Here is a 14,191-nt window from a genome sequence, read left to right on the forward strand (position 1 = left end):
GTGCACCCGCATCCCGTTCCAAGCCCCCGTCACGATGGACGGATGCCCATCCCGTCAACGGTGATCTGCTCCCTGTCGCAGCGCAAGCGAGCAGACTCAAGCCAATAGGTGAAAGATGGTCGGGAGTTGGACTGTCTATTGAGCGAGGTAGGGCCAGGCCGATATGCGTCGGATGGAGTAGCGAGCCGGAAAGGTGGTCGACGCATCGGGATAACCGCCCCAAGAACCGCCAACCGCGAGATTGGCGATCATGTATGCCTTCTGTTTGGTCAAAGCATCCGGCGTTGTGGTTTTTGCGACCGGCTTTCGATCGACGTACCAGACCATGTTCTTGGGCCCCCAGAACAACCCGTAGCGATGAAATCCGGTCGATGCATCGAACGGCAGTCTTACCCTCGTGGCGGTCTTTTGCTTTCCGGCTATCACGGTGCAGAAGATGGTTCGCGGGTCGCCAAGTCCTTCCATCACGTCGATCTCACCCGCGCCGGGCCATTCACCATCGACCGGCATGAGCCAGAACGCGGGCCAAAGCCCCTTTCCTGCTGGCAGGCGCGCTTCGATTTCAAAATAGCCGTATTGCTGGGTGAAGCTGAATTTGGTGGTGATCGCTCCGCCATAGTATGGCTTGTTCCACACCAAAGGCCGCACGGCAGACGGCGTCGGCTGAGCCTTGATGGTCAGCACGCCCCGTTGGTGCTCGAAAGGATCAAGGCCCAGCGCCTTTTTTCCCAGGCGACTACCGGCTATCCCAGAAAAGCGGGCATCGGTGGCGAAACTTCCGGCAGACATCTGGCGATTGGCCGAACTTGCCGCGCCGCCATACCCGAACACCGTCCGCCAGCGATGCGGGCGGGGCGGGCGCTGTTGATCAGTCCCATGGTCGAAAGACGCGAAGCGCTCGTCAAAGGAGGGCATGCCTGTCCACGGCACAGACGGGCTCGCAGTTGCATTACTATTTGCGGCGGCAGCAGGAATGCTCGAAGCAATGACTACATGCAGGCATGCCGCTGCCAGGGCGCGGGCCACATTGGTTCTTAGATCTAGACGGTACATGGATAACGGCCCTCTGCAACTTGCGGGCACTCTACCTCCCATCCCGACCCAGTCTGGATATGTTGGCTCCAAAACGGATGCCGTTGTGGTTCTGTAGGCCGGATGACTGCGTTAGATCGCGGGGCATCCGGGCCTTGTGCCTGATCTTCTATCCGTTGGGATTTTAATGACTGCGCCTTTGGTGTCGATCCTGATGGTGGCCCGCAACGCCGGGGCTTACATCGATGCCGCCATCCTGTCGGCCCGGCAACAGACGGTAGACGATCTGGAGATCGTGGTCGTCGATGATGGATCTACAGACGGAACCGCGCAAAGCGTGAAGGCCCACATGCAGGCAGATCGCCGCGTACGTCTGGTTGCCGGGCCATGCCGGGGTTTGAGTGCGGTGCGCAACGTCAGTCTGGAACAGGCGCGCGGACGGTACGCCGCGATCCTTGATAGCGACGACATCCTGCACCCACGTCATGCGGAATGGCTCCTCGCCGCACAGTCGCGAACCGGGTCAGAGATATGTGTCGCGAACATGATCGAATTTCAGGAAGGCCTTGGCGGCAAGATCACTGCCCGTCCTTTCGCACGCGGAGAACATTGGTCTGGGCCTCGGTGGGTTGCACCGGAGACATATCTCGAACAGGCCATGATGGGCGCAAGCGGGCCATCGCTGGGCTATCTTAAGCCGTTGCTGGACATGCAATTTTTGAAGGACCGCAACCTTCGCTACGACGAGAAGCTTCGCATCGGCGAGGATTTCGACATTGTATTTCGGGCCATGCTGCACGGGGCACGTTTCTGGTACGCCTCTGATGCGAGCTATTATTATCGCAAGCATCCTGCCTCGACGTCACATCGGATTGCGCGTGCCGACCTGGAGGGGCTGCTAAGCGCCACTCAAGCATACGGATGTTCTGGGCCGCTGGAGGATCAGGTTCGTCAGCGCCGTGATAATTTAAGGGCCTCGCTTCTCCATCTCGACATTCTCGCTGCCATCAAACGCGGCGACATGGTCCACGCCCTTCGGTTGGCGTCAGGCGATGGCACCGCTTTCCGGCTGACACTTGCCAGCCTTGTGGAAGCGGTGACGAAGCGGGTGGGACTGCGCAAGTCTCGACGGGGCCAAACCGATCCAGTCACTGATGACCACACTGTAGTGTCCCGTCTTCACGCGATCACTCGATCGATGCAACCGGTCTGACGCCTCGCGCTAACCTGCAAAGGAGGCGTCATGCGCCCGCTCGTTTTCCTGTTTCCCCATAACCGTTTGGACGTTGGCGGCAATACCGCACAAATCCGTTTCGTGGAGGCCTGCAGCCGCTTCGCCCCCACGATGATAGCCTACTATGGGGAGGATAGTCCGGGCGAAAAACACCTCCACAATTACCTCACCGAACCTCCGAAAGCGGGTGATCCGATCTTCGTCATCCATTGGGGCCCGGATATTGGCCAATTGCTCCAACGCTTGGCCGGCAGAGACGTCGTATACGTGGCGCACAGCACGGGCTGGAATCTCGACTTGCCTTCGCATGTCCCCATCCTTTGCGTCAGCCGTCATACGATGGCCTATTGGGGCCGCCGCGCCCCCAATTCCTATATTGCGTATCTTCCCAACGTCGTGGAAGCGGACGCAAGTGAGCCATCGGAAGATCATGACATCGATGTTCTGGTGCAGGTGCGTAAGACATCGCCGTATGTGCTCGATCGACTGGTACCCGCCTTGCAGCGACAATGTCGGGTTCACGTACTCGATGGGTGGGTAGATGACCTGTCCTCGTGGTTCCGGCGATCGAAGGTCTATCTCTACGATTCACTGGAGCACTGGATTGATCTTGGCGCGACCGAGGGGTTCGGACTTCCGCCACTGGAAGCGATGAGCCATGGTTGCGTGGTGTTTTCCAGCGTCAACGACGCTCTGGCTGATTACCTTGATCCCGCATTCAACTGCCGCAAGATACGCGTGCATTCGCTGTCATGGGATGTGAAGGCCGTGGTTCGGGCCGTGGAACAACAAGCGCCATCGCCTCCCCCGCGACCATGGTTCGCGCGGTACTCGGCTACTCATGTGTCAGCGCGTTTGGAAGTGATCGTCACGGACCTTAACGACTTTTTCGACCATGCACGATCCCAACCAACCGATATAGACGATGTTTGGGCCATGCGCCGGCCGACCACCCTGCAACGCGCGAAGAAAGCGGCGAAACTATTGACTGGACGATAGCATCGTCACCGGATCCGCGTCGCGTGTGGGTATTGGTGGTGCTAAAGTAGATAGAAGGCGCGACATCAGTCGTCTGACACGTGTTGATAGTAGAAGTGAGAGCGCTTTTTTTATCAAACCTGCGGAGTCGCTCGATCTACTGGCCGGCTCTATTCGGTTGCGCCTTCCGCATTGCAATCAGGTTTCGAACCTGACCGACAATTTCCTTATCCTGCCAAATGTATGTCGCGAAATAAACGCACGCACCCACAGGTAGCCAGATCGAAACGATCGCCAATGCCGTCAATCCGTTCGACAGTTCAACACCCGCTAGGACGATCACCGCCATCACGCACGAACTGACGAACGCTGATCGAAGGCTGGCTAGAACCTCAGTGAAGCGAACGCCGGTATGCTTGTGCAGAAGGTGGAAGCCGTAAGGCAGGATCAGATAGCCCCGCGCAACGCCTGTGATCAACATGGCTTGCCAGCCCCAGCGATGCACCAGCCACGCACCAAGAACACCGACGCCGATTTGCAGGCTGGTCCATGAAAGGACCGTTCGGGATTCTCCTGTGGCGGTAATCACGGCCAGGATAAGGTTGTTGATTTGCGATGCCACCACGGCACACGCAAAGATGCGGATAGCATCGGCCACCGCTTCCCAGCCCGAACCGAAAACGACGTCTACAATCGGACCCGCCAGCGCGAGGGCGCCCAGAAATGCCGGGAACATGATGAAGGCGGACAATCGGCTAAGGCGCAGATACGTGCTTTTCAGCGTGCCCGCGTCCTGAGCAGTGCGAGCGAGCACAGGCATGGCGATCTGCTGAAACGGCATATAGGTGACTTGGTTCAACACCTCCACGATGCGGGATCCCGCTCGAATGAACGCTACGGCGACGGGCCCAACCAGGGCGCCGGAGACCACCTCTGCCGCGCGAATGTTGATCTGGTTCAGCGTACCGGCGAGTCCGATGTAGGACCCGAAGTGGAATAGCTCGCGAAATGCCTTTTGGTGGAATCGCAGGCGGGGCCGCCAGGGCAGGCTGATCCAGGCGCTGCACGCCATCGTAATCGCGACCGCGATGCGCTGCGCGACGAGTGCCCAGACACCGAAGCCCGCGATCGCAAGAGGCAGACCTACGGCCGCACCCGCCAGTGATGCGGATACATTGCGTATCGCTATCGAACGGAACTGCAGTTGCCGGGTCAGCCGCGCGGTATGGATTGATCCGAGCGGCGTGATGATAAATATCGCCGCAAGCGCCGTGACGATGGCGGTAAGGCGGGGCTGGCCGAAGAATTGCGCAAGGTAGGGAGCCGCTAGCACCGTTCCCGAAGCAAACGCTACACCGCAGCCAAGATTGGCCCAAAATGCCGTATCGGCATCGCGCTCGTCCAGATCGCGACGCTGGACGACGGCTTCATTGATGCCCCCGCTGCTAAGGGACAAAAGTAAATCGATCACCAGCGCGGCCACCGCAACAAGACCAAAGTCGTTGGCGCCCAATAAGCGGGCGAGGATGGCGAAGGTAAGAAACGAAAGCGCTTGCGTGCCCAAGCTGGAAGCGGTGGACCAGATCAGGGGCGATGACAGGGCCGGCTTCACGATATCGACCTTTGCTCGCCTTGCATCGGATCGGGCATTGCCGTTCGCTGGCGATTGGCAGCGACAGTATCGCCATAAGTCAGGAGTCGTGACAGCGCACGCCGCAGGGGTGCATCGACGAAAGCAGCAATCAACCAAGCAGACAGGATCGAACAGGCCGCAGTCGCGGTCAGTAGTATCCAAAAGCTGTGCGGAAACGCGATTTCGAGCAGGTGCTTGATGGGCGCGTGGACCGCGTACAATGGGTAGGAGATAAAGCCGAGCCAGATCGCGGCCCGCTCATACCGAGTACCCGGGTGCGCCACCGATCCCAGCATGAGCAACGCGGGTGAACATAGCGCTACGAACACAATGTCATACCCGGCCCGCATGCCACCTTTCAGATCCGGCGTTAGTAGAGCAACGCAAGACATGACCAGCACCGGTATGGGCAAGCGTACCATCCCGCGCGACCAGTGCGCGCGAGTGTGGTGCAGGATAACCCCCAAGGTGAAGGAAAATGTGATGCGGGCTGCTGCAATCGGGCTTTCGCTCAGGACCACACCCTTGTCGAGATTGCCGGCCGAAGCTGCCGCCACGATCAGGGCCGCTAAACCGGTCAGGCTAATCGTGACCAGTAACAGAGTGGTGAAACGCCCGCCGCATGGGCGCAGCTTGATTCCCGCTGCGTAGACCGCATTCGCCACCATTTCGTAGAACAGCGACCAAGCGGGGGGATTAAACAGAAAGATGCCCCAAGGCACCAACACGTTTGGGAGCATCAGCATGTTGGCCGGAAGACCCGTGACGATGGCAAATAGCCCTGGTGCGCCTTCCATGTGCAACGCACGCTGAGTAACGGCGATCACAAGGCCGATCAGGGTGCCGATGGCGATGACCGGCTGCAGACGAACGAAACGCGCGACCATGAATTCGCGAAACGTCATATTGGTTCTAAGCCGCTGTCGATAAGCATGGGCGATGACAAAGCCGCTGAGCACGAAGAACAGGTCAACCGCCAGATAGCCGCTTGCGAATAGTGATATTCCGGCATTGGGGGCGTCTACCGCCTTGAGCGTGCGCAGATGGTAGAACAGCACTGCCAATGCTGCTGCGCCGCGTATGGCATCCAGCGCCACGAACCGCTCAGCAGCACTGCGTATTGGTTCAATCGGCATAGTAGCCCTTGAACTTCTTGTAGTATCCGAAGGCGTCGGTCAGGCCCGCGCTCGCGTATTCCTTGATGTTCACGAGGCTTAGCGCCACTCCGCCGATCTGGCTGCCGTCGTGAGCAAGCAGATCGATTGCGGTGCGGATCGCTTTCACCGGCGTGGCCCGCCACCGAGCCATGATCAGTGTTGTATCTGAAAGGCGGGCGGCAATGCGTGTTTCGGCTACGCCAAGCACCGGTGCGGAATCGATGATGATGATATCGAAACGCTGCCTGAGTTCGCCGACCAACCTGGCGAACGCCGTTTCGGTAATCACGTTGTCCGGGTCTGCCGGGCCTAGGGTCGTCAGCACCTTCAAGCTGGTGCGATTATCGGCATGAAGACAATCGTCGATCGCTGCGCTGCCGTCGAGAACGCGGAACAACCCCTCCGTCTGACGATCCGGCGCCAGCGCGTCCGAAACGGAATGATGCCGCACGTCAGCGTCGACCAGCACCACACGCCGTTTGCCCATTGCCAGCGTGCGCGCCAGACACATGGAGGTAGTGGACTTGCCCTCTCGCGGAAGCGGAGAAGTAATCGTCACGACTACCGGCCTCGTCTCCGTCAACAGACCCAAATAGGCGGCAAGATTGCGCAGGCTTTCGGTAAATAGCGACATTGGTCGCGTTGTGACGTAATCCTGCGGAGCAACGCCTTCCCCCTTGGCCCGCGTGGCGGAGGCCAGTGTAGGAACGGCACCGGCGTAGACGATGCCCAGCCCTTTCTCGATATCGGAACGAGTGGCGACGGTATCCTCAGCGTATTCGGCGATGCCGGCGGCCAGACCACCCACCACCATGGCGGCGATGAGCCCTGCCGCGATGCCGATTAGATAGTTGGGCGACGAGGGTGCCCCGGGTACGCGCGCCAGTGATGCGATGCTGGCGTCTGCGTTCGGGAGTTCTCCCGCTTGCGCCGTTTCCTTGGCGCGGGTCAGGTAGGCATTGTAGATCGCCCGGCTGGCTTCAGCGCGCCGCTCCAGTTCCAGTCGACCGACCTGGGCCGAGCCGTTCTGCGCCAGCGAACCTTTCGCCTGCGCGCGACTGGAAAGCAGCGAGTCCAGCCGCGATTGAGCAATCTGAACGTCGCCGCGCAAGCCAGAGACGATGCGAGAAAGTTCGGCACTGAGTTGCTGGCGCACGTCTGCGAGTTCATCGCGGGCCTGCACCACATCAGGGTGCAAGGCGCCGTACCGGGAATCCAGCTGGGCGAGGTGAGCACTCGCCTGTGATTCCTGCTGACGCAATTGGCGTATCGTTTCGGACGCCAGCGCAGAACCGATGTCGGCCCCGCCGCCGCCGCGCGCGATCTGCGCCTGCGCCGTGTTCAGCTTGCCGCGTTGCTCGGCAAGCTGAGCCTGCGCGCCCGCAATCTGGCGATTGAGTTCGGACACTTCCTGCTCAGCCATCGTCGCGCCTTCGGCGCTCATCAGGTTGTTGCGGATCATGTATTGCTGAAGCGCGGCATCATCCGCGACGGCCTGTTTGCGCAAGGTGGCGGCCTTGCCTTCGACGTACTGGGCAGACTGCGCGTTGCGCGTTTGCTTCTTCATCGAGTCAAGTTCGATATAGCGGCGCGCCACGGCATTCGCGATCCGCGACGCCAATTCCGGGTCAACTGAGGTGGCAGAGATTTCGACCAAGTACGTCACGCCAACGCGGCGGACGGCAGAGTGCGACAACAGCGTACTGGCAGCCCGCCGTTCGGCGGGGGTCATTTGGGCTTCATCGCCTTTGGGTTCAGCCGTACTTGGTCGCGCGGTCGGTGAAGACGCAGCATCGCCAGCGAATTCGGCGACCTTGTCGAGCCTGAGACTGCGCACGACGTCCAGCGTCAGGGCGGGCGAGCGGATAAACTGCACGGCGGTATCGATCAGGTTGTCGTCCGCCGGGGCGACGATCCCGCGATCGTTTACTTTCACCGGCTGCGCCTCGCGCGGTTCCAGCAGCAGGGAGCTTGTCGCCGAATACGTCCGCGGCATCATCAAGAGGATAATCCCGACGATCGCCAAGGTCGCAACGCCGAACAGTGAAAATATCCGGAAACGACGCCGGAATACCGCAATGATCTCGGAAGGGTCGGGAAGTATTCGCGTAGATACAGTCGCAGATACTTCATCCGCTGCTGCGTCGTGAGTCCTGTTGCTCAAGACGTTCCTCCAAAAGGGATCATGTATTGATTGAAGCTTGATTCGGTAAATGCCTAAGCAGGCCGCCAACGCAGTGTTGCGGGCGGCTTAAGTACAATGCCGATGTGGCCCGCCGCTGGAAACACAATCTCCCTCCGTTTGTGAGCAAGTTCCGGGGTATCTCGATGAAAACGGATCAAAGTGGCGCAGCGCGGATCGCCTACCTGGTGCATGATCTGGATGATGCTGCGGTGCGCCGCCGTGTTGATCTGTTCACCGGAGAAGGAATTGAGGTGGGGCTGGGTGGCTTTCGCAGGCATGCTAAGATGGCAGGCGGCGCATCGTGTCCGACATTGGATCTTGGTCGAACGCAGGATGCGCGGCTGTTTCAGCGGACCGTTTCGGTGATCAAGTGGATGCTGAAGCCTCGAGCATTGCGGCAGTTATGCGCCGGGTCGTCGGTCATCGTTGCGCGGAATCTTGAGATGCTGGCCCTTGCGGCGCGGGTTCGGTCGCGACGGCAGCGGCTGGTGTACGAATGCCTGGACATTCATCGCCTAATGCTCGGAAATGGACGCAGTTCTCGGATCATGCGCTGGTTGGAGCGACGGTTGCTGGCGCGGACTGACCTGGTCGTCATCAGCTCCCCCGCGTTTCAAACGGGTTACTTCGGCGCGCGGCAGGGCAGGGATCAATCCATGCTGCTTGTCGAAAATAAGGTGCCAGCCGAGCGCATCTCGGGGCTGTCGTTTGCCCGTGCAACTCAGAAGCCGGCGCTTCAACAAGACGGGCAGATCTGGACTATTGGTTGGTTCGGCATGCTGCGATGTCGCAAGACGCTGGAGCAGCTTTCACATCTGGCAGACTCGTCCAATGGGCGTATCCAAGTCATTATCGCAGGCATTCCGAGTGAAGCCGAATTTAAGGATTTTTCGCGAGATGTCGCCGCGTGTCCCCATCTTCAGTATCTTGGCCCGTTCAAGCAGGACGATCTGCCGAGATTGTACAGTAAAGTCGATTTCGTCTGGGCAATCGACTACTTCGAAGAAGGCCTCAATTCCCAGTGGCTACTTCCTAATCGACTGTACGAAGGGCTCGCGAACGGCGCTGTGCCAATCGCGCTGAACGGTGTGGAGACAGGCAGGTGGTTGCTCCGCAACGGCGTCGGGCTCGTTATTGATGACCCGATAACGCAACTGCCTCGCCGGCTGGGGGCGATGACACCAGCGGCATATCAAGGAATGCGTCAGGCGATCGCCGCGCTGCCGGACGATGCCGTCTATCAAACACCGGGCGAACGGCGTGCCATCGTTGCGGCCGTGCTGGAGCGTGTCGATGCTTGACCCCAATCGCAATAGCGATGTGCTGATCGTTGTCCCGTGCTTGAACGAAGAGGCGCATCTGCCGGCGCTCCTAGATAGTCTGCTGCAAAACGCCCATGGCGCTTTGGTGGTGGTGGCCGATGGGGGAAGCACCGATGCCAGCCGCCACATCGTGCGCTCGCTGGCCGGCGCACATCGCAATCTGGTCCTGCTCGACAACCCCCGGAAGGTGCAGAGCGCAGCCGTCAATCTGGCCGCCTGTCATTATGGGGTGGGGCGCCGATGGATGGTTCGCATCGATGCTCATGCACAGTATCCCGAAGGTTTCATCGACCGTCTGCGGCTCGCGGCTGGGAGCATGAGGGCGACGTCGGTTGTCGTGCCGATGGTCACAACCGGTAATGGGTGCTTCCAGAAGGCGGCGGCAGCGGCGCAAAATTCAGTCCTGGGCACCGGTGGTTCTCCGCATCGCCATGTCGGGAAAGGGCAGTGGGTTGATCATGGACATCACGCCCTGTTCGATCTCTCGCTGTTCATGGCGGTTGGCGGCTACGATGAAAGCTTCGCTGCGAACGAAGACGCGGAACTGGATCGACGTCTGGTGGCTGCCGGAGGGCGCATCTGGATTGAGCCACGCGCGGCCATCACCTATTACCCGCGCAGCACCGCGCGGGCCCTGTTCCGGCAGTATCGGAATTATGGCAGGGGGCGGGCACGCAATCTGAAACGTCATCCGGTCCCGGTAAAGCTGCGGCAAATGGCGCCACTGTCGGTAATGCCGTCCATCCTCGTCGCCTTGCTTGGCCTTGGGCTGGGCGTGATGGCATTGGAGGCACTGTTGCTGGTGCTGCCAGTGCTGTTCTGGCTGACAGGCGCGATCGTCGCTGGGATAGTACTGGGCTGTCGCACCGGTCGCTGGTGCGATGCGGGGGCGGGGCTGGCCGCCGTCACCATGCACGCAGCATGGTCCCTCGGTTTCATAGAGGAGACGCTGAGCCGCAAGAGTTTGCCGCCACCGCCTGAACGCCTCAAGTTTGCGACAAAAAGTGCTTCGACCCCGGAAATGGCATGGTCGACACGAGATGTGCTCACCGCTTAGGGGCGGATCATCTCTCTGTTGCGGGATGGAATGGCGCTGCGAAGCTCCACTGGCGAAGTCTAGCCGAATTATCTTTCCACAGGGTCCATAAGCAATCGGATTACCTTGATCTTGCGGCAAAATAACCGCAAGCGATGGCATTGGTGAGCTAATTCGGCAGGTAGATGCAAGTCACGTCTAATCGCGCGCTGTCCTCGTCGAAGGCGGGTTTCGATCCAAAGACCGCTTTCGGTCTGGCCGTAGCCGTGCTGTTTTTCGTCATTAGCGGCACGATCGCTTTTCAGAACACCCGTATTCTGCGCGATGATGCGGCCAAGATAGCGCATTCGCACGAGGTGATCGTTGCTCTCAATGGCCTGCAGATATTGCTTCAGGACGCCGAGACGGGGCAGCGTGGTTTTCTGCTGACGGGCAAGGACAAGTACCTTGATCCCTATAACGCTGCCTTGTCGTCGATTGGTGACCGCTTGGCCACGATCAAGGAACTGACCGCAGATAATGCCGAGCAGCAGACCCGTCTGCAGCCGCTTGGCGATCACATTGACGCCAAACTGTCAGAACTGCGCGAGACGATCGACGCTCGACGTAGTGCTGGTGTCGACGCCGCCCTAGCCATCGTCGCTACCGATCGTGGCAAGATCGAGATGGACGAAGTACGTTCTCAGGTCAGCACCATGCGCGATACCGAGAAGCGTCTGCGGCAAGAACGCCTTGCGGAGATGGATCAGGCGTATCGTTCCGCATGGGTTAGCGGTGTGATGTCATGCTTGCTCGGCATCGTTCTCACCCTGCTGATCGGCTGGCTGATCCGCCGGGCGGCAATCATGGCCCAGCAACGCGAGCGACTGCAGGCTGGCCAGGTTGAACTCGGTGCGGCGATGCTGGGGGACCAGGTCACTGAACAGTTGGGCGAGAGCGCGCTGGCGTTTCTAGTGCGATTTACTGGCGCCCAGGCGGGAGCGATCTTTGCAGCCGAGGGCGGGCATTATCGCCGCGTGGCATCGTATGGTGTGCCCGCCGACGCCCAGATCGTAGAGCGCTTTTCCGTCCGACAGGGCTTGCTCGGGCAAGTCGCGGCGGACGGCAAGCCGGTGCTGCTGGCGGATATTCCCGATGGCTATCTGACGATTGGGTCGGCGTTCGGCAGCGATCGTCCGCGCCATCTTCTGATCGCTCCAGCGTTTGCCGACGCGACGGTGCAGGGGGTCATCGAACTAGGCTTCCTAAGGCCTGTCGATAGCCAGGTTCTTGAATTTCTGTCGCAGGTTTCGGCGGCTATTGGCGTTGCGTTGCGTTCGGCACGTTATCGTGCCCAACTGCAGCACCATACTGAAGAACTGCAGGTCCAAAGCGAAGAACTGCGCGTTTCCAACGAGGAGCTGGAAGAGCAGGGCCGCGCGCTCAAGGAATCTCAGGCGAACCTGGAGCAGCAACAGGTTGAACTGGAACAGACCAATTCGCAGCTGGAAGAGCAGGCACAGCTGCTGGAAAACCAGCGCGACAACCTTGCCCGTTCCAACGCCGCCGTCGAAGCGAAAGCGCGCGAGCTTGAGCAGGCGAGCCGCTACAAGTCAGACTTCCTCGCGAATATGAGCCACGAGTTGCGCACCCCGCTCAATTCGCTGCTTATTTTGTCTAAGCTGCTGGGAGACAACCGCGGAGACAATCTGACATCCGAACAGATCCAGTATGCCCGTACCATCGAGTCGGCGGGCAACGATCTGTTGACCTTGATCAACGATATCCTCGATCTTTCGAAAATCGAGGCGGGGCATCTGCAGATCCGCCCCGAATCATTCCGGGTGGAGCGGTTGGCCTCTGACCTGCGCCAGGTGTTTCAGCCGATCGCCGCCGATCGCGGACTGCAGTTCGAGATCACGATCGATCCCTCATGCAAAAGCACTATCGAGACCGACCGCCAGCGTCTGGAGCAGATTCTAAAGAACCTGTTGTCTAACGCGTTCAAATTCACCGAAGCGGGCCGCGTAGCGCTCGAAGTGCAGTCGGACGGAGCGGATAGGATCCTGATGACGGTAGCCGACACGGGGATCGGCATTCCGGAAGAACAGCAAAAGGCGATTTTCGAAGCGTTCCGGCAAGCCGACGGCACCATCAGTCGCAAGTTCGGGGGCACCGGCCTTGGCCTTTCAATATCGCGCGAGCTTGCGCGGTTGCTCGGCGGGGCGATTTCGCTGACGAGCGAGCCAGGCAAAGGCAGCCGTTTCACGCTGGCCATTCCGCTAACGTACGATCCTGGCGAAGTACTCCCGCGCGTGGAGGCGGCGCCGGTTTCGGCATCTACTTCCGTCGCAACTTCGAGCCAAGGGAGGTCATCCCAAGCGAAGACAAGGCCCGCTCCATTGCAGCGGCAGGTCGAGGACGATCGCGATGCGCTGTCATCGGTCCAGCGCCTGTTGCTGGTGGTGGAAGACGACGCAACGTTCGCCGGCATCGTTCGTGATATTGCCCGTGAAATGGGTTTCCAGTGCCTGGTGACCGGCACTGCGGAAGAAGCCCTGCATCTTGCCCGCACGTTCAAGCCGCATGCGGTGGTGCTTGATGTCGGGCTTCCCGATCAGTCGGGGCTGGCGTTGCTCGATCGCCTGAAGCGCGACGAGGAAACCCGCCATATTCCAGTGCATGTCGTGTCCGGCGCGGATCATACACAAACCGCCCTGTCACTCGGCGCTATCGGCTATCTGGTGAAACCGGTGAAGCGCGAGGAGCTGGCGGGGGTACTGGATGCGCTGTCGGCCAAACTGGCGTCGGACGTGCGGCGTGTGCTGATCGTCGAGGATGACGACGTTCAGCGGGACGCTGTGGGCAGGCTCCTTGGATCGGACGATGTGGAAACAGTCGGCGTCGCGACCGCGGCGGATTGCATGGAGCAGCTGCGCAATGGCGTGTTCGACTGTATGGTGCTGGACCTGAACTTGCCGGACGCCAGCGGATTTTCCCTGCTGGAAGACTTGTCGAAGGAGGGCAATTACGCGTTCCCGCCGGTCATCGTCTATACCGGGCACGATCTGACGGCCGAGGATGAACAACGCCTGCGTCGCTATTCGGATTCGATTATCATCAAGGGTGCTCGCTCCCCCGAGCGGCTGTTGGATGAAGTGTCTCTGTTCCTGCATCAGGTCGTGACCGAATTGCCTGCCGAACAGCAGACCATGATCCGTCAGGCTCGCAATCGTGACGCCATCCTGGAAGGCCGACGCATTCTGGTGGTGGAGGATGACGTTCGTAACGTGTTCTCGCTCACCAATATTCTCGAACCACAGGGTGCCGTGGTGGAGATCGCTCGCAATGGCCAGGAAGCGCTGGATGCGCTCGACAAGGCTGGACGGGACAGCCGGGAGACGATCGACCTCGTGCTTATGGACGTGATGATGCCGGTGATGGACGGACTGACCGCGACACGCGCGATCCGGCAGGACCCGCGTTGGCGCAAGCTGCCGGTCATCGCGCTTACCGCCAAGGCCATGCCTGACGATCAGGAGCGATGCATCGATGCGGGCGCCAACGATTACATGGCCAAGCCGCTGGACGTGGACAAGCTGCTGTCGCTGATCCGCGTCTGGATGCCTCGCTGA

Annotated in this window: 9 protein-coding genes; 5 read left to right on the forward strand and 4 right to left on the reverse strand. The window is 60.0% G+C overall.

Annotated elements, in window-relative coordinates:
• Positions 1–135: 135 nt before the first annotated feature.
• Positions 136–915: a glycoside hydrolase family 16 protein gene (locus ACZ1JM_RS17380; RefSeq protein WP_465133595.1), complete on the reverse strand. Its 780-nt coding sequence runs from the start codon at positions 913–915 to the stop codon at positions 136–138.
• A gap of 304 nt (positions 916–1,219) precedes the next feature.
• Here ACZ1JM_RS17380 and ACZ1JM_RS17385 point away from each other — a divergent pair, with 304 nt between their 5' ends.
• Together ACZ1JM_RS17385 and ACZ1JM_RS17390 are read left to right on the forward strand one after the other, a co-directional pair.
• Positions 1,220–2,245, forward strand: coding sequence for a glycosyltransferase family 2 protein (locus ACZ1JM_RS17385; RefSeq protein ID WP_465133596.1), 1,026 nt, complete (start codon positions 1,220–1,222; stop codon positions 2,243–2,245).
• Positions 2,246–2,275: 30 nt separating this feature from the next.
• Complete coding sequence (locus ACZ1JM_RS17390) at positions 2,276–3,265, forward strand: glycosyltransferase (RefSeq protein ID WP_465133597.1); 990 nt, start codon at positions 2,276–2,278, stop codon at positions 3,263–3,265.
• Positions 3,266–3,401: 136 nt separating this feature from the next.
• Here the strand turns inward: ACZ1JM_RS17390 and ACZ1JM_RS17395 are convergent, their stop codons facing one another.
• The 3 genes from ACZ1JM_RS17395 to ACZ1JM_RS17405 are packed head-to-tail and all read right to left on the reverse strand — an operon-like array spanning position 3,402 to position 8,198.
• Positions 3,402–4,856 carry a lipopolysaccharide biosynthesis protein gene (locus tag ACZ1JM_RS17395; RefSeq protein WP_465133598.1) on the reverse strand — a complete coding sequence of 485 codons (1,455 nt, stop codon included), beginning with the start codon at positions 4,854–4,856 and terminating at the stop codon, positions 3,402–3,404.
• Positions 4,853–6,013 carry an acyltransferase family protein gene (locus ACZ1JM_RS17400; RefSeq protein WP_465133599.1) on the reverse strand — a complete coding sequence of 387 codons (1,161 nt, stop codon included), beginning with the start codon at positions 6,011–6,013 and terminating at the stop codon, positions 4,853–4,855. The genes ACZ1JM_RS17395 and ACZ1JM_RS17400 overlap by 4 nt, the downstream gene beginning before the upstream one ends.
• Positions 6,003–8,198 carry a GumC family protein gene (locus tag ACZ1JM_RS17405; protein ID WP_465133600.1) on the reverse strand — a complete coding sequence of 732 codons (2,196 nt, stop codon included), beginning with the start codon at positions 8,196–8,198 and terminating at the stop codon, positions 6,003–6,005. Before ACZ1JM_RS17405 ends, ACZ1JM_RS17400 begins: the two co-directional genes overlap by 11 nt.
• 104 nt (positions 8,199–8,302) lie before the next feature.
• On the opposite strand from ACZ1JM_RS17405, the gene ACZ1JM_RS17410 reads away from it, so the two are divergent.
• The 3 genes from ACZ1JM_RS17410 (at position 8,303) to ACZ1JM_RS17420 (ending at position 14,191) form a co-directional block, all read left to right on the forward strand.
• Positions 8,303–9,520: a glycosyltransferase family protein gene (locus ACZ1JM_RS17410; protein ID WP_465133601.1), complete on the forward strand. Its 1,218-nt coding sequence runs from the start codon at positions 8,303–8,305 to the stop codon at positions 9,518–9,520.
• Entirely contained in the window at positions 9,513–10,598 is a 1,086-nt protein-coding gene (locus tag ACZ1JM_RS17415; protein ID WP_465133602.1) for a glycosyltransferase family 2 protein, read from the forward strand. The genes ACZ1JM_RS17410 and ACZ1JM_RS17415 overlap by 8 nt, the downstream gene beginning before the upstream one ends.
• A gap of 164 nt (positions 10,599–10,762) precedes the next feature.
• Entirely contained in the window at positions 10,763–14,191 is a 3,429-nt protein-coding gene (locus ACZ1JM_RS17420; protein ID WP_465133603.1) for a response regulator, read from the forward strand.

The sequence above is a fragment of the Novosphingobium sp. BL-S-24 genome (assembly GCF_055521575.1).